The organism is Prevotella sp. P3-122, assembly GCF_002251365.1.
Taxonomy (GTDB): Bacteria; Bacteroidota; Bacteroidia; order Bacteroidales; family Bacteroidaceae; genus Prevotella.
Genome location: NZ_NPJH01000007.1, coordinates 26,507 through 44,053, shown reverse-complemented (window position 1 = coordinate 44,053; position 17,547 = coordinate 26,507). Strand labels below are relative to the sequence as shown.

Annotated in this window: 16 protein-coding genes; 9 read left to right on the top strand and 7 right to left on the bottom strand. The window is 44.9% G+C overall.

Annotated features, from left to right (window positions below; translation table 11 throughout):
* Positions 1-12: 12 nt before the first annotated feature.
* The 9 genes from mnmE (at position 13) to CIL02_RS01400 (ending at position 9,113) form a co-directional block, all read left to right on the top strand.
* On the top strand, positions 13-1,368 hold the full coding sequence (gene mnmE / locus CIL02_RS01430) for a tRNA uridine-5-carboxymethylaminomethyl(34) synthesis GTPase MnmE (protein WP_094398702.1): 1,356 nt from the start codon (positions 13-15) through the stop codon (positions 1,366-1,368).
* Positions 1,369-1,721: 353 nt separating this feature from the next.
* Positions 1,722-2,021, top strand: a complete 300-nt coding sequence (locus CIL02_RS01425; protein WP_094398701.1) for a hypothetical protein — start codon at positions 1,722-1,724, stop codon at positions 2,019-2,021.
* A 10-nt stretch (positions 2,022-2,031) separates the two neighbouring features.
* Entirely contained in the window at positions 2,032-2,472 is a 441-nt protein-coding gene (locus CIL02_RS01420) for a DUF4494 domain-containing protein (RefSeq protein WP_141210077.1), read from the top strand.
* A 44-nt stretch (positions 2,473-2,516) separates the two neighbouring features.
* Positions 2,517-2,780 (top strand): ArdC-like ssDNA-binding domain-containing protein, encoded by a 264-nt coding sequence (locus CIL02_RS16615; RefSeq protein WP_240513490.1) that lies wholly within the window; start codon positions 2,517-2,519, stop codon positions 2,778-2,780.
* Between the two features lie 156 nt (positions 2,781-2,936).
* A complete protein-coding gene (locus CIL02_RS16610) occupies positions 2,937-3,656 on the top strand; it encodes a zincin-like metallopeptidase domain-containing protein (protein WP_240513489.1) in 720 nt (239 codons plus the stop codon).
* A gap of 36 nt (positions 3,657-3,692) precedes the next feature.
* On the top strand, positions 3,693-4,916 hold the full coding sequence (locus CIL02_RS16605) for a hypothetical protein (protein ID WP_240513488.1): 1,224 nt from the start codon (positions 3,693-3,695) through the stop codon (positions 4,914-4,916).
* A 13-nt stretch (positions 4,917-4,929) separates the two neighbouring features.
* A complete protein-coding gene (locus CIL02_RS01410; RefSeq protein ID WP_094398699.1) occupies positions 4,930-6,516 on the top strand; it encodes a glucosaminidase domain-containing protein in 1,587 nt (528 codons plus the stop codon).
* Between the two features lie 24 nt (positions 6,517-6,540).
* The gene (locus CIL02_RS01405; RefSeq protein ID WP_094398698.1) at positions 6,541-7,152 is read left to right on the top strand and encodes a hypothetical protein; all 612 of its coding nucleotides are present in this window, start codon (positions 6,541-6,543) and stop codon (positions 7,150-7,152) included.
* An 11-nt stretch (positions 7,153-7,163) separates the two neighbouring features.
* Positions 7,164-9,113 carry an ArdC family protein gene (locus tag CIL02_RS01400; protein WP_094398697.1) on the top strand — a complete coding sequence of 650 codons (1,950 nt, stop codon included), beginning with the start codon at positions 7,164-7,166 and terminating at the stop codon, positions 9,111-9,113.
* A 61-nt stretch (positions 9,114-9,174) separates the two neighbouring features.
* Here CIL02_RS01400 and CIL02_RS01395 read toward each other — a convergent pair whose 3' ends face one another.
* The 7 genes from CIL02_RS01395 to CIL02_RS01365 all read right to left on the bottom strand — a co-directional run bounded on the left by CIL02_RS01395 (position 9,175) and on the right by CIL02_RS01365 (position 17,485).
* On the bottom strand, positions 9,175-10,587 hold the full coding sequence (locus CIL02_RS01395; protein WP_094398696.1) for a serpin family protein: 1,413 nt from the start codon (positions 10,585-10,587) through the stop codon (positions 9,175-9,177).
* A gap of 96 nt (positions 10,588-10,683) precedes the next feature.
* Complete coding sequence (locus CIL02_RS01390; protein ID WP_094398695.1) at positions 10,684-12,123, bottom strand: transposase; 1,440 nt, start codon at positions 12,121-12,123, stop codon at positions 10,684-10,686.
* A gap of 141 nt (positions 12,124-12,264) precedes the next feature.
* Positions 12,265-12,882 (bottom strand): radical SAM protein, encoded by a 618-nt coding sequence (locus CIL02_RS01385; protein WP_094398694.1) that lies wholly within the window; start codon positions 12,880-12,882, stop codon positions 12,265-12,267.
* A gap of 4 nt (positions 12,883-12,886) precedes the next feature.
* On the bottom strand, positions 12,887-13,498 hold the full coding sequence (locus CIL02_RS01380) for a hypothetical protein (protein ID WP_094398693.1): 612 nt from the start codon (positions 13,496-13,498) through the stop codon (positions 12,887-12,889).
* A 41-nt stretch (positions 13,499-13,539) separates the two neighbouring features.
* Positions 13,540-14,502 carry an agmatine deiminase family protein gene (locus tag CIL02_RS01375; protein ID WP_094398692.1) on the bottom strand — a complete coding sequence of 321 codons (963 nt, stop codon included), beginning with the start codon at positions 14,500-14,502 and terminating at the stop codon, positions 13,540-13,542.
* A 240-nt stretch (positions 14,503-14,742) separates the two neighbouring features.
* A complete protein-coding gene (locus CIL02_RS16600) occupies positions 14,743-16,365 on the bottom strand; it encodes an ADP-ribosylglycohydrolase family protein (RefSeq protein ID WP_240513487.1) in 1,623 nt (540 codons plus the stop codon).
* On the bottom strand, positions 16,358-17,485 hold the full coding sequence (locus CIL02_RS01365) for a hypothetical protein (protein ID WP_141210076.1): 1,128 nt from the start codon (positions 17,483-17,485) through the stop codon (positions 16,358-16,360). The genes CIL02_RS16600 and CIL02_RS01365 overlap by 8 nt, the downstream gene beginning before the upstream one ends.
* Positions 17,486-17,547 lie beyond the last annotated feature (62 nt).

Here is a 17,547-nt window from a genome sequence, read left to right as displayed (position 1 = left end):
AGCCAACAGCTCATGCCATCATCAACAATTTGTGCACTCGCCACTCCAGCAGGAGGAGCCATAGGGATAATCAGAGTTTCAGGAGACGATGCCATAGGAATAGTCGACAGAATATTCAGGCACGGCAAGAAACAACTCTGCGAGTGCAAAGGATACACAATACAGTACGGACGCATAAATGATGCCGATGGCAACATGCTCGACGAGGTGCTTGTAAGCGTCTTCCGTGCTCCAAGCTCATATACAGGAGAGGACTCTGTTGAGATAAACTGCCACGGCTCGCTTTTCATCTTGCGTGAGGCCCTCAGAAGCCTGGTTAAAGCTGGATGCAGACAGGCCAGACCTGGAGAGTTTACACAGAGAGCATTCCTGAACGGAAAGATGGATCTCAGTCAGGCTGAGGCAGTCGCCGACCTGATAGCATCAACCAACAGGGCAACACACAAAATGGCTATAAGCCAACTTAAGGGATGCTTCAGCAATGAACTCAAACAGCTTAGAGAACAGCTGCTTAACATAAATTCCCTTTTGGAACTTGAACTCGATTTCTCTGACCATGAGGAACTGGAATTTGCAGACAGGACGGAACTTCTTTCACTTGTCAATACCGCAGACTGCAAGATACAGAAATTGGCAAAATCTTTCGAAACCGGAAATGCCTTAAAAAAAGGAATACCTGTAGCCATCGTTGGCAAAACCAACGTAGGTAAAAGCTCCCTGCTGAATGTCCTCCTGCAAGAAGACAAGGCCATCGTATCAGATATTCATGGTACGACAAGAGACTGCATAGAAGATGTTGTCGACATCAATGGCATATCCTTCAGGTTCATAGACACAGCAGGCATACGAGAGACCGAAGACACCATAGAGCGCATCGGTATTGAACGTACTTACAGCAATATAAGCAAGTCTACCATCGTCTTATGGGTTGTCGATGAGCAGCCCACCGGGACTGAGGTTGAGGAAATGATTGACAAAACCGTTGGGAAAAAACTTATCATAGTCAAGAACAAGGCCGACCTAAATATTCAATACCCCACCCCTGACGATATTCCATTCGTTGAGATAAGTGCCAAGAAACAGTTAAACATCAATGCACTTATCTCATTGCTCATTAGAACTGCTGACATACCAGAAATTAACGAAAACAGTATTATAGTAAATAACATCCGTCACTACGAATCTCTAATCCGCTCGCACGAGCATCTCGCCCGTGTCCGCCAATCTCTTGAAGCAGGCCTCTCTGGAGACATTGTTTCCGAAGACCTTAAACTCGTTCTCTTAGAGCTCGCAGATATCACTGGTGGCCTCATTTCCACCTCCGAGACCCTTAACAACATCTTCTCCCATTTTTGCATCGGGAAATAGACCGCCTGACCATACTTGCAAAACGTTTTTGTAACTGCTTATAAGCCACCATTTTGGTGGCTTTTTTCGTTTTAACACTTTCCATTTGTAATTTGTTGATACCAGTTTTTCGAGGTAACTTTGGCTCAAATTTTGTTCCTGCGTTTCAATCGTGCGAACAAATGGAATAGCAAAACGCTATGTAGGACACCTCGTGAGAAATACTGAGAATCCTCCATTATCCGTCACAACCGCTATGTAGGGCACTCGTGAGAAATACTGAAAAAATGTGATAAAGACTGAGACAAAATCGGGGGTCTTTTACAGCAAAAAACATCAGAATTGCAAGCGTAAAATGGAGATAATTAAAGAATGTGGAGTATGCGGAAAAGCGTTCGTTGCTTCCAAAATGTCGTTCAAGTACTGCTGTCGAGGGTGTGAACGTGTCGCATTTCGGAGACGCGAGGCGGAAAAGAAAAAAAAGGGAGAAGGAAAATGCCGAATCTCTTACACTTCCTGACAGGGTTGTTGATGCCTACGCACAGGGAGCGTTACCACTCAACACCCTCGCCAATGCTGTATTGGCAAGGCATGACCAGATGCGCCAGATGGCATCTGAGAACTATGAGGCAAACGAGCGAGAAACTATTGTAAGACCACTTGCTCAAAGATAACAGATCAGATATGAAAAGATATTGGTATAAGTTTCGTGTCAAGTACGGCAAAGTTCTCGACACGGGAAAGCAGAAGAAAGTCAGTGAAGAGTATCTTGTCGATGCAGAGAGTTTCACTGAGACGGAGAAACGAGCCACCAAGGCTGCTACCGACCTCATTGGTACAAGAGACTTCGACATCACGGCCATCTCACGTGAGCCCATCACTGAAATCCTCCACGAAGAGGAGAAAGAAGACAATCACTGGTACAAGACCGTTGTATCATTGGTTAGTGAAGATACAGAGACTGGGGTAAAGAAGTTCTCGCCGCAGACCATCTATGTCAATGCCTCCAATACCAAAGAGGCAGACCGTCTGCTCAGGGAACACATGTCGGACACCCTGTCCGATTGGGAAGTAAAGTCCATCACAGAAACAAAGGTACTTGGAGTGCTGGGCTACAAAGGATAACTAAGACAGCTGAATTATGAAAGAAAAAAAATCAACAAGAAAAGATGGCCGCAGAACGTCAGGTGGAACTATTCACCCATGCTTTTGAGAAAGCCAAGGATAATGGTGGCGTTTGGTTGGACAACAAAGGCCGTAAGGTTCCCGGACTCTACCAGAAGCATTTGCAGGTATCACCCTTCAATGCCATCATATTGGGTATGCACGCAGACCAGCACAACAACAAGACCAACCAGTACACCCTGTTCTCTGAGGCCAAAAAGCGAGGCGAATCCGTACAAACCAAGGAAAAAGGCGTGCCGTTCCTATAGTACAGCTGGAACGAGTATGTCAGCAAGAGCAATCCCGAAGACAGGATTAGCCGTGCCCACTACCAAGCCCTGACGGCAGAACAACAGTCCGACTACAAAGGCATCCGCACCCGTGAGGTTCGTGCCTTGTTCAATATAGAGCAGACTACATTACCCATGGTTGACAAGACTTCCTATGAGAAGGTGGTACAGGACTACGGGCGGTTGGAAGACCGTGCCGATGTGGCAGCAGCCTCAGAAGAGATCCGACATAGAGTAGAGAATTTGTTGGCAAGCGCAGGTCAGTATATGGTTGAAATCCGTCCCGACTCATCTGGAGTGGCACATTACGACAGCACGAAGGATGTCATCTTCTTGCCAAAAGTCTCATCCTACGAGCACTACGAGGACTACGCAAGAGATGCCGTTTCTCTCCTCGTCTATGCCACAGGTCATCAGCAACGCCTTGCTCGTGAAGGAATGTCGGTTAAGAACGGCAAGACCTCACCGGAAGATGCCGATAAGCAGGAACGCCTGGTTGTAGAGGTTGCCACTGCCGTCAAGTTGCAGGAATTGGGCATTTCGGCAAAACTCTCTCTCGAAAGCATGAAAATGACCGATTATTGGTCAAGGGAACTCAGAGAAAACCCCTGTCTGGTGGACATCGTCGAAAGGGATGTCAACAATGCCGTTGATATGCTCCACAAGGCTGAAAGAGGAGAGAAAGTAGAGCTCAACAGCCAGGTAGCACAGAAACAGATTAACGCCATCCCCAGCATCCTTCCGAAGCATTTCTATGTGGCAGACGAAATCAAGACCTTGCCTAACAGGAACACCAAGGAGTTTGTCATCGTCAAAGACCCCAGCAGCAAGATAGCTGACGTGGTGCTTCCCTAAGGAGCGTCGTTGGGTGCAGACAATGATATTCCAGGAATGAAAAAAGGACGTATCGAACATGCTTTGCAGAAAGAAGGTTATGACACGGTCACCTTCTACAATGCCGATGGCTCCATGGGCTATCGTCCTGACGACAGTTTCTTTGACGGAAAGGCTGTTTCTGTTGCCCGGCTCAACAAATGGAACTTAGACACCATCACCCTTCTCGACGTGTCGGATGCCGTCAAGCGTTCTGGTGCCGTTGACTTCGAGAGGATTCTCATGATGCGGGACGATGACGGCAAGTGGGCACTCTACATGAAGCCAGAGAACGAGAAGAGTTTCTGTGTCTATCCTGACAAAACAGATGTCAACCTCTTTTTCACGACCGTGAAGCAAGGTAACGAGGAAGTGACAGAGTCGATGCGTCAGGATATGGCGCAGAAATACTACCTTGCCACCACAGAGAAGCCCGAACAGAGGGTTGACATTTTCAAGAGCGATGCTACTCCCGAAGAACTCAACCAGATTGAGAGAGTCAACATCTTCAAGACCAAGGCCACCGAGACACAACCCAGTGTTATCCTCTGCTTGCCTACGGTAAACGGAGAGAAGCTCAAACCTCGTGAGGTCACCCCCTCTCAATGGCAACGCCTTTGGCTTGCGGATGACATGCAGGACTACAAGAAGCATCTTGCTGCCAGTCTCTTTGCAGATGTTCTGCGTAAGGGTCGCACAGATGCTGTCGCTGTAGGTACAGACAAGTCCGAGCAGGAGGCACAGACTGAGGATGTCGCTCAGAAGCCTGTTCAGCAGGAAGATAAGACAGAGGAGGATTCCAAGAAGGAAGAGAAGCAAAAAGAAGAAGCCAAGGAAGAAACGACAAAGGCAGAGACCAAGGCGGTGGCTGCTGCCAGCCTCTCTCCCATGCTTAAACAATTCTACGACCTCAAAGCCAAACACCCGGATGCCATTTTGCTGTTCCGCTGTGGTGATTTCTATGAGACATACTGCAATGATGCGGAAAAAGCTTCCAAAATACTTGGCATCACACTCACCAGGAGTAATCGCACCAAGGACATTGAGGGCAAGCCGCTCAGCATGGCAGGTTTTCCATACCATGCCCTTGACACCTATCTCCCCAAGTTGATTCGGGCGGGCGAGCGTGTAGCCATCTGTGACCAGTTGGAGGCTCCTAAAAAAAATCAGGAATCCGCTGAAAACCAAGTGGTGGAAAGTGCCAGGCAAGAAGAAAGCAAATCATCTGGAAGACACCGCTAATGTTTAGACCGACATGTCAAAGAACAAAGAATACATAGAGAAGTATGCAGAGTATGCCATGGAGCAGATGCGCCGCTATGGCATACCTGCTTCTGTTACGTTGGCACAAGGCATCTGTGAGAGCGCAAGCGGACAAAGTGAACTGTCTCGAAAGGGCAACAATCATTTCGGCATCAAGGCTACTTCCAGTTGGATTCAGAACGGAGGCAAATACCTTGTTTATACCGATGACCGTCCAAATGAGAAGTTCTGTCAATATGCTTCTGTGGGAGACTCCTACGAGCACCACTCCAAGTTTCTGAAAGAGAACAAGCGGTATGCAGCCCTCTTCAAACTCTCCCCTGACGACTACAAGGGATGGACTGCTGGTCTGCAGAAGGCAGGCTATGCTTCCAGCGGCAAGTATGCTTCCACGCTTCAAAGCATCATTGAGGCTAACGACTTGCAGAAATATGACCGCATGGTGATGCAGGAGATGCAGGCGCAAGGCAAATCCTTCGGTGTTGCAGCCAACCCTCGTAGCAACGAAGGGCAGACAGCTCAAACTGCTAAGACGGACTCAGAGAACAAGCATTACTCTTATCCCTTGAAGCGCAGTGAATTTATGCTTGTCACCTCGCCGTTCGGAATGAGGGATGACCCAATGAATCCTGGTACAAAGCAGATGCACAAGGGCATTGACATCCAAGCGAAGCATGACGAAATCCTTGCTACAGAAGACAAAGGTAAAGTCATCAAGGTGAACAACAACACTGATGGTGGTGCCGGTCGTTATATCACTGTAGAATACAACAGACCGAATGGCAACAAGTACCAATGCACGTATATGCACCTTAGCCGCATTGATGTCAAGGTTGGCGATGAAGTGAATGCGGGACAAAAACTTGGCATGTCTGGGAATACTGGCACAAGGACAACAGGCGAGCACCTTCATTTCAGCGTCAAGAGTGTGTCATCGGATGGCACGAAAAGGGATATAGATCCAGCTGCCTATCTGGCGGAGATTTCTCAGAAAGGAGGAATTACTCTCCAGACCCTGTATAACGGCAAGGATATAACAGCCCAGTATAAGGCACAAAATCCAATAGATGTAAACAGTGATAGAGAGGTTGCAAGCAATCCAGAGGACTGGATGAAGAAATTGCTGTCTTCCGAAGACAGTGGCGTTAACATGCCTCTTGGAGACCCTGTGATAGAACTCATGATGACTATGTTCACCTCCCTCATGGCTCTTGCATTGCAGATTGACAACAAAAGTGAGGAGGAGAAGATGCAGAAGGCAACGGAAGCTGCCATCACCAAGTCCATCGACCTCACCTCTCTTCTTCCCTCTCATAGAATTTGTTCCATCACTCTACAGGGTAACAAGCCATTCCTTCAAGTGGACAATGGTAGCGTGCAGTTTTCCCGTGAGCTTACAAATGCAGAAATCGTTAAGATACAGCAGACCCTTGGCAACACAGCGTTAAGTCAAGAAGAAAAACGAAGAACCATTGCCACCATCATCAACTCCGCTGTTGTCTCTCACCAAATGTCTCAGAATTATGAGAATGGCATGGGTGCTCAGGCAGACAGACAAGAATCAGTTCAAATCAGATAATTCGTACAACAAAACAATTCTATTATGATCAAATGTAACGTAACAGTATGTGGCACCGTATCACGCCAGGCGCAGATTCGTGCCAACAAAGAAGGGAAACAATTCATCTCGTTCGGAGTGAAAGTCGTTATCCCTGCCAAATCAGGCATCAACAAGACGATTGAAATCAGTGTTGCCAAAGACACGGACAGCCAAGGCGAAGCCGTCAATTATCCTGTTGGTTCACGCATCGAGGTGGCTGGTGTACTCCAGTTTCACAAGAAAGGGGATATTGTCTATTACAACCTCTCCGCTACAGGTGTGAACAACTTCAACGCCAGTAGTCAGGACGCTATCACTGGCAGCATGGAGTTTCGTGGTACCATCGGGAAACAGGTTGATGTGAAGACGGACAAGAAGGGCAATCCCTATACTCTGTTCTCAGCTTACAGCAGTGAGAAAAACGGTGATGCTTATGCCTACACATGGGTGCGTTTCATGCAGTTCGGTTCAGCAAAAGAAGAATGGGTACAGGCAAAAGCTGGCATCAATGCCAAGGGAGACCTGCAAATAGGAGTCTTCAATGACCGCATAGACCTGACTTGCCGTGTGACAGAACTCACACAGTGGGAGAAATCTACCAATCAGTCTAACTAAACGAAACTGATATGACAGGACAAAAGAAATACAATACAGATGGAAAGACCAGTGAAGACAGGGCTCTCGATCTCTTTGCCGACATGATGATTGAACGCATCAAGTCGCTGAGCAGCAAAGATGGTTGGAAGAAGCCCTGGTTCACCGAGGGCTCGCTGTCATGGCCAAAGAACCTTTCTGGACGTGAATACAACGGCATGAACGCCTTGATGCTTATGATGCACTGCGAGAAGAATGGGTACAAGCTCCCGATTTTCTGTACTTTTGACCGTGTCGCCGGGCTCAACTTCACCAAGGACAAGCAAGGCAAGAGACAGCAGGCGAAAGGCAATGGTGGTGAAGCTTTGCCACAGGTAAGCATTTTAAAAGGCGAGAAGAGCTTCCCTGTCTTTATCACCACCTTTACTGTTGTGGACAAAGAGACCAAGGAGAGGGTGAAATATGATGACTATAGACTGATGTCAGAGGAACAGAGACAGAAGTATAATGTATATCCAAAATTGCAGGTTTACAACGTCTTCAATGTCTCGCAGACCAATCTTCAGGAAGCACGTCCCGAGCTGTACAAGAAACTCGAGGAATCCTGTAGGCAGTCAAAACCGATGGAAATGGGCGAAGACTTCTCTTTCCCACCTGTGGACAAGATGATTAAAGAGGACGGGTGGATTTGCCCCATAAAGCCAATCTTTGGAGACTCTGCATACTATTCCATCAGCAAGAATGAGATTGTTGTGCCAGAGAAGAAGCAGTTCAAGGATGGGGAATCATTCTACTCCAATCTCTTTCACGAAATGACCCATTCCACAGGTGCAGAGGGGCAGTTGAACCGTATCAAACCTACATCTTTCGGTTCTGAAGAGTATGCCCGAGAGGAGCTTGTTGCTGAACTGACTGCTGCCTTGACAGCACAGCGATACGGCATGACCAAGCACCTTAAGGGTGATTCCGCTGCCTATCTGAAATCCTGGCTTGACTCACTGAAAGAGTCTCCTCAGTTCATAAAGACCACGTTGATGGACGTGAAAAAAGCCAGTTCGATGCTCACACAGCACATTGACAAGATGGCGTTGGAGATTGAGAAGGAAGAATCCGTCAGGCAGGATAACGGAAATGGAAAAAGCTATCTGTCTGTAGAGGACGGAGACCATGCTGTCTTAGCCTATAATGGTTCCGCGGTGTACATCCAGCATCATGAGAAGGAGGACTCTGTGAAAGTCGCTGTCCCAACGGATAAAGGACTGGAGGTAAAGTTCACCCTTCCCTATGACCACACCAAAGACCTTGACCGAAACTTTCAGGAGGCTTTTGCTCAATACAAAAGTCAGACGGAACCTTCCGAAACGAAAGAGAAGGTCTATTATGCGTCCGTTGCCTATCTGCAATCGACCGATGACACCTCGGAATTGGACAAGCTGAAAGAGCGCGGTGACTATGATGGACTGCTGAGACTTGCCAAGAATTACTATGACGGAAACGGCATGGATGAAGAGCAGACCTATAAGAAACCATGTCAAAACAGGGGCGATGACCTGCTGATTGAGGACAAGGACTTCGCCGTAGTGTATAACGGTAGCGTGGGAGGTACTTATGAAGTATTTGCCAAGTATTCAGAGCAGGATGTCCGCAATCATATAACACGCTATGGCATCGGTCGTGCCAGTGAGGATGTGAAGGAGGTTGCACGGGAAATGACCCATGAGGCATTTACTGCAATGGCTACACGTAAGCTCCCCATCTTGCACATGCCTAATGATTCTCTCCTCTATCTTCAGTACAACAAGGAGAAGGACAGCATAGATGTTGGAACCGTAACAAATATCGGATTATCTGTTAAGCATTCATTTCCCTACGACCACGACCAATCCATGGACATGAACATTCAGGGAGTCCATGAACAACTCCAGGACATGAAGGAATATCAGCAAGAAGAGCATGTAGCTAAATCAGCCTTTCATCGGTAAAGTTTTACATGTCAACGAACAATTATCAGCCGCAAGATGTGTTGTCTTGCGGCTGATTATGTTATTTCAGGTTCTTTACGACACCCATAAAGAGCAATTCATTATATTCGCCTGTTATTGCAAACGCAAATGGTCTGTCTAACCTCATTGTCAGAGGTTGCAGCATTTCATCTGGCGGCGGACATCCCAAGTCGCATTCTGCTATGGTCAGAGCGGCTGCTTCAGTACCTTCTTCCTCCACGTTGATGACGCACTGCTGCTTTATCTGACTGATCTGCGCAGGTTCGTCTGTTATCTTTGGGAAGCAATCATCCTTGTCAAACATGTTTCCAAGTCCCAACTCACGCAGAACATCTTCAAATGATAGCGTGTTGTCGAATCGGAAGCGTGGCATGTAAAAATCCACTTCGCAAATGTCGGTCTCATCATCCACCCAATCAGCCGTTTCCATAATGCTTTCAATGCCTATTCCCTCTTTTGGCAGCACCAAGACCATGTTATGTGCATGATCCCGATAAGGCAGACGAATGACCTGATATTTTTCTGTCTCAGCGTATTCTGCCTCTTCAATGTTCTGATACATCATCTCAACGTCTGTCTCTGAACCATCTTCGTTATAGAATGTGTCCGTTTCAGTATAGTCAGGGTCGAACGGAGATTCCCATTTCCCATTCATGTAGATGGCATCAAGTACAAGCATCAAGGCATCCTGACCGATTTCTGTGTCGAGAGACTTTATCATCTGGTGGGTGTTGTCAGATACCCATTTGTCTATGTTCTGTTTCACATGCTCCTTCTGAGCAAAGTTGGCATGATGAGCCTCTGAATCATAACCATGTTCAAGTACGTCAATATAATCCTCATGAATGGTGCCCATTGACTTGTTGTACCAGATACTTGATGCGTGCTCCAGCCTAAAGTTCTCATCATAGGTGGGTTCCAGATTGCTATTAAACCCAAGGATAAGTTGATTAACCCTTTCATAGATAGGGCTATCATAATCCATTCCTTCCTGAAGCATTTCAAGCATACGGCATAAACCAACGGGCGAGAAGACAATGTTACCATCCGTCTTTGCCAATAGTTCTCTTGCAATGATTGCTGCAAAATCTGAGTTTGACGGAGCTGCAATGTCACCCATCAACCTCATAGGTTCACTGGGAGGTACAGGCATACCTTGTAAGAATACCTCTTCTTGCTTTTGGGGTATTTCTGGACAAATTGGCTCGATGTCAAATGCTTGACGCAATTCCGCTTCACTCATCAAACCATCTACAACAACAGGTTTTCCTTCCTGTTCCCGTTGGTTAATGGATTCCATCAGGTAACGTAGCTCAGACTCGCATTTGGGACAAGTACCGGGGCAATCGCCCTTGTGGGTACACTCTTCTATTTCAAAAGGAATCTCGTTTGCATCTGCTATGCGCTTGCGAAGATTCTTCAGTGCTTGACAAATTCTTTTTCCAGTTTCCATGTCTAATGATTTCTTACTAAAGTTTCCCACCCTTTATATGGTGGATTAATTTGATTTAACTAATTGAATATATGTTTAATATGTTATACATAATGATTACGCAGCTTCCTCGTACTCTTCCAGTGCGTTGAGCATAACCTCGTACTTGGTAAGGGATTTCTCGTCTCTGATGAGGGTTTCTACGAGTTCTTCGGCAGAAATACCGATAAGTTCCGCAAGAGCCTTCATTATACGCATGATTATATCAAGGATGCGCTTCCAAAGTGTAAGTGCCATCAAGTCCTCACGCTGATGTTCAAACAGAGCCCCGTAGGTCTCATAATCATTAAGTCGTTTGTCCACCGCCATTACGAGATAGGTCATATAACAGAGTGTACAATCCGCAACCTGACCATCAAAGTCACGTCCCTGGTATGTGCCGAGTCCAAGATACTGCTTGCTCTCTTTGTTCAGTACTTCAATGTTCCATCTGATCTGGTATGTCTCAAAGCACTTCTCAAAGTTCATGGTAATATCAGAGGTGATAAGGATGTTCCAATTATGGTTCATACCGTACTTTACAAAGAAGATGCGTACAACCTCTTCACCCATGAAACCTGTAACGTAGAAATACTTGCAGTTGTACTTCCTGCAGTTCTTTGTCTCGGTACGTTCATAGCGAGCAATGAGTTCGTAGGCATTCTCAAGGAATCCGCGTACCTTGTAACGTTGCTTGCCCATCTTTGCCATACCGAGGAAATGTACCTTGCCACCTCCTATGGTGCGTACGTCATGGATAAATTTCTCTGAAGTGTACCAAGTGTCACAAAGAGCATATGCGGCACGAATGCCTGCTTTCCATGCACGCTTCATCATTTCAATGGCAGCATCATTCTTTTTGGAGTCTAACTCTTTGAATCTCACAGCGTCAGCATTCTCACTGCTGCGTTTCTTTGAGTACTGACGAGAACATTCTTCCTCACTGAGACCGTAATTCTTCTCACTGCCTTTCTCACGATGGAGTGTAAAGTCAACGGGTATGGTTGAGCGTCCGTCGAAGAATGCAAGCAGGTTGAGTTTGAAGCCAAGGACGTATTTGTGGGTGACATGGTCAAAGACACGACTGATACCCTCAATGCTGAAGCCCGTCTTCTCCAAAGTCGTATCATCTATGATGTAGCACTTGGGCTGTTTCGTTTCCTCGGCATTCTCTTTCTTGAGGATAGCAAGGAAACGTACTGCCATACGAAGGAGCAAAGTACGCCAATCCATTGTCTCACGATTGAGCATGCGGTAGTAGCAGTTCTTGCCTGTTGTCAGGAGGTCATGAAAATTCTTGCGGTACATGCTGAAGATGCTCTCACCGTTGATGCGGAAAAGGCACAATGCCATGATGAGCTGAACGGCAGAAACGCCTTGCTGCTTCTCCATATTGAGACGGCGGAGGGTTTGGGCAAGACCGAACTGACCGAAATTCGAAAGAATATCGTGGTTAACGTGATCTTTATCGTTCAGAAGTTTGTACATCTCGTGAATTTTGTCTAAATTTGCAGTCATAACAGAAGTTGAATTAGGTTTTGAAACTTGTTGTTTGATCACTACAAATTTACAAAATTTTCTTCAATTTCTGTTATTTTTTGACCATTATTTTACATCTATTTTTACATTCTAAAACCACCTTTCAAAGGGTGGGAAACTTCAGTTTCTTATTATGTAGGTAAATCTATCAATGTCTCGAACTCCCATCTTTTTCAGGATGGCAATACTATGCTCTACATCAGCCTCGGTATTGAACGATGGTATCAACGGTACTCTAACTGTAACACTTGCTTTATTATCAATCAGATGCTGAAGATTTTCGATGACCTGCCTGTTGTCAGCCCCTGTATATGCCTTGTATATTTCGGGATTCATGTCTTTGATGTCCACTATCCAGTGGTCAACAATTCCCTCCAGCATCTCCACAAATATCAGCGGCACATTGAGCGAGGTTTCAATGTTAATTTTCCATTGATGCCCATTATCCCTGCATATCTTATGAAAGTGCAGTATCTCTTTACATGAGAGCAGAGGCTCACCACCACCGAACGTCACTCCGCCACTGGTTGCACGGAAATAGAGATCATCCTGCTTCACATGATTGTACAGTTCTTCGGGAATAAATCTCTTCCATACCCCATTTAGATATAGAGCCTTTGGATTCAGGCAATACTTACAGCGCAAAGGGCATCCGTGGAATGCCACAAGTGTTGTCACACCTGCACCGTCCACACCGATGCGATGTCTGCTGAGTCCTATGAGAACAAATGATTTCATTTGCTCAAAGTTTCACGAATGAGAGTTTACCTGGCAATTCTGTGCATGGAATGTCCTTAACGTCACCCAGATAAGCTCTAAGGAGAAGTTCCTTATCTTCTTGTCTTACTTGGACACCATGATTTTCTGTCATCTTACGAACCCCATAACGAACCGCATAGAATACATCTTCAATGTAAGGTGTTTCTAATGGTTCAAGAATAGGTGGCTGATTATCGACATTAGCCTTCTTCGGAATAACGGCATCGTAAAGAAGAATCGGACCATGTTTATATGCTTTACAATTATCTTTGCCTACAACATATCCTCCTCTAATCAGAATTGAAAGATAAAAATCCTCGCTGTCAGATAAACAAATATCTATCCCCGCACCATGAAGGTATAAATTGTTGAAATTATTCTTTTGACGTTCTCGACCATGCATAGTCGTATCAATATATCCGACACCTTCGTTCTTATAATAGATTTCGATTTCTTTCATCTGGACGATATTATCAAAAACACGCATTTGATAATTGCATAGGATGTATTTCTCCAGATTTTGAAGAACCTTTACGATTTCTTGTCTGTCACTGATTTTAATGAGTTCATGAACTCTGTTTAGTATGTTATTCATAATTGCAAATTGTTAATTTTGTTAAATAGATTATATATCTCTTACTGATAATGAGGACAATCCATGTTGTCTTCAAGATCGGCTAATGGTATATGCGCACCCTTGCAAAGATTCTTCTGATAGTTTTCCTTGATCGTCCATGTCAGACAATTCAATGCACCTCCATGTTCCTCAATGAACTCACGCATCTGCACCTGATAGATATGGCCTTTGTATTCAGGGAATAACTCCTTGTATTGCTTCAAGGCTTCTGCGTCCGTGATGGTATTGCCTATGCCAGGGATTATGATGAAGTCTTGCGTTTGTAGGCAGTTGATATAAGCCCAGCTCAAATCGTCATATTCACTAAGCTCCAGTTCGATAACATCAAAATGTTCACTGAGAGCATCGTACATCTGTTCTGCAATTTTCTCGTCATACAATTCAAGGTTAACCAAGACTTTGGGTCGTCCCAACGTATTGTAGCCAACGTATCTAACGATACCATCTGTATGTCCGAAAGTGTCTTCCTTGTCCCAAGGGAGCCATACAATAATCAGATTGGGTTCAAGAAATGCGTCTTTGAAAAGCTTTTCTATCTGCTTTTTACAGAGTTGTGGATTCTCAGCTAACACCTTTTCGGTCATAACGACGAATGCAGTCTCCTCGTGCTCCTTATTTCCTTTACAGAACACCAAGTTGCCTCCATCAAGAATGATAGGTATGTTTACAATTTTGTATTTCTGTGCAAAAGGGCTGTTCTTGATAACCTTATCAACGTCAGTAATGTATTTCTTTTTGTCTTGCAGATAATCCGGATTGAAGATGAACCTCACGAACACATCTTCATCCGCCTGTGCAGGCATGAAATCTCTGACCCAATAGTCTTTTGTATGACAGACCATTCCCACAGCTTTGTGATATGACCTCAATACGCCATGCAATTGTTCTTTTAACTCTGGGTAGTGCCTGAAGAGCAGACTTGAGAAAACCGCCAAACTCTTTTCTTTTTCTGTAATTATCATATTGTTTTTTTTGAATGAAACATGATGATTTGTCGACTAATCACGGTACAAAGGTACATCATTTTGCCTCTCAAAAACAAGAATTTTTCGTTAAATCGGGTTAAGCTTTTTTGAGCATTTATTTACTGATTATCAATATATTATATTATGTTTTTATTGTATTTTATTGTTACTTTTTAGAACATTGGGAGTCAGATGGTTGAGAGATTCAAGAGTCATCTGTTTAAATCAAAGTTTGCCTCAAATAAAAATTTCACCAGACCTGACCTTTCTGACCAAATCTTCTTTGGGAAACTCTGGATTGTACCATTTATATGACACGATTCTACCATGCTCCCTGTCGAACTTATTTATTATATCTTTCATGTCCTCGGGCAGTTTGTTTATGCCAAATTCATATAAAGAAGCAGGTATCTGGTGGTAGTATGCTCCTGCTATGGCACCCGTAATCGCCCCCATCGTATCAGCATCACCTCCAAGAGAGATACAGAGTCGCAAGGCATCTTCATAGTCTTTGCTATCAAGGAAAGCAATGATAGACTCTGGCACTGTACCTTGACAGCTACCGTCAAAACTGTATGTAGGACGAATATCATCACAGGTTCTATTCAAGTCATAATCGAATGTCTCTGCTATGTATCGACGTATTTCTTCCTTGGTGTGTCCTGTGCGTGCCAGGAAGATTGCCGCCGCAGTTGCCTGAGCACCTTTTATTCCTTCCGGATGGTTGTGGGTAACCTCTGCGGACTTCTTCGCGACCTTCAAGGTCTCTTCCAATGTAGAGAAGGCAAAGCCAACAGCAGCAACTCGCATAGCAGCTCCATTGCCCCAGGATTTATAGGGCTTCGGATTGTCAGAGTGCAACCACTCAGAAAACATATTGCCGTAGGCTCCCATAGGATGAGGGTATTTGTGTCCCCAAGCCTGCATACGGGCGACCAGCCCTTTCTTCGTCAGCTTTTTGTCGTTCAGAATCCAATCTGCTACGGCTATGGTCATGATGGTATCATCCGTATAGTCCATTCTGCTGTCCTGAAGAACGATGTCCGTGCTCTTGTTTGGACTGAACTCATAGATGCTACCTGCAATGTCTCCAAGAACTGCGCTTATCAACAGCGGATTATAGTAGTTCAATGATACATTGCGTGGTTCATTAACCTTTATCCGTGTATTGGTATAGTCAATGCTTTCATACCATCGTCTGAAGGTATCAGGCGTTTCTCCATATCCCCAATGGCAGAAACGGTTGAATAGAATGGCTTTCATAGAGATAGGAACTCCATCGTTAGCATGGAAATCCCCAAGACCATGCTGAATGTAACATATCGTTTCACTGTAAAGACCATTCTCATTGCCAAAATGAAAATAAACCCAATTTTTCTCATACATGTGTCCTACGTGCGCCCCATAATCCTCTGGAACATTTTTGCCATAATAGAAGCAATGCTTCAAGTAAGGCTCCAAAAGGATGTCGTAGAACTTCTGAGGCAGGTATATGTTGCTTACGGGAACCGCCTTTCTGAAAAGAGGGGCAATCTCCTCGTCCTTGAAACCTGCGATACCGCATCCGATACGTGTAACGAGAAACTTCATATCTGGATTTCTCTCAGCAAAATTAATAAATTGGTTAACGTATGGTCTGATAGTTTCAACACCTCCCTGCATGGTCGGTATGGCATAGGACTGGCCTGTAAGTCCTACACCAACGCCCCATTCAGCACCGAATTTCTTGTGAGCGGCTCTTGCTGCACCGCCCATGTGATGACCAGCGAGGTTGCTGCCAAATACGAAAATCTCACCCTTTTCAAGAACATCTATTCTCTCTGAGGCAATATTGGGGTCCTCTGTTCTGTTTTTATTCATGTTTGTTAGGCTTTAATATATTGACAAGTTTGTCGAATCCATTGTCTTTTTTGAGGTTCCCTCGTGTTATCTTCTGAGACATCCCTTTATGCCCCTTGGTAATCAAGCGACCTTCTTCTTCCAGTTTATTCCACACTTCTTCACCAAAGGTTTCCTTCCAGAGGGACTCAGAGCGTAGAATGAGAAAAGTCTTGTCTGTTTTCGTAGCAAGATACTTTGCCAACAGGTTGGTGAATATCGTCGAAGGCAAATGCTTTATACCTGCTGAGTACCTGAACTTCTCGGAGTGATAGCCGATGAGCTGAAAGAATGCAATGTCATGGTAGATAGGATGATATATCTCTGATGAAGGACTTCCGTATGCCTCCATTGCAAGTTGCTCAAAAGCCTTCTGCCAGTAATAATCACCTTGAACTCTCGAACATTCATATCCGTCATAAATGCCTTCTCCCTGAAAGGTCAATGCGTTTCTCATTAAGCTCAGCAACTGCTCTTTTTGGGCTGGTATCATTGCCATACACTGAGTTTTGTTGACCTTCTCCACATATCCAGGATTCAACGTCAGAATGACAACCTTGGCATCGAGAAGATTACCTGAGAATGGCATGGGAGGTACACCCACAACATACTTATACTTTGATTCAACTTTATTGTTGAAATCGTGAATGAATGAGTCATCGCCTGGATATATGCGTTCATCCTCTTCCTTGTCAGACCATAGTGTATACCCGTAAAGATCCTCGGCAAGCATTGCCCATCCGTTTTTCAAGTCCAGGTTGTACTTCTCTACTTCAATGTTACGGAGTGTTTCCTGAGAGGTTGAGATATACTTGATAAAGTCACGTTTTAATGTTGGCGAATTGGCATAGCGTGAGGCTATCTCATTGTAGCTATAATGCACATCATCGAAATGACACACTACCTTATCATCATTGACATTCTCCTCCCAATAGCGATAGAGTATCTCTTCTGTCAGTAACTGAAATAATTTCTTGAAGCTGTTGCTTTCTGCTAACTCTATCGTAAAGATGTAGTTTTCGTCAATGCGCAGTAGTTCGATATAGGAAGCTATACTCTGCTTTGCCGTATTCTCATAGCTCTGATAAGCAGGGTGTTCCATGTGTCGCTCTATGTCTTCCAAAAAATCAGGCAATAGATTTGCTCCACGCTTTAGCCGATAAG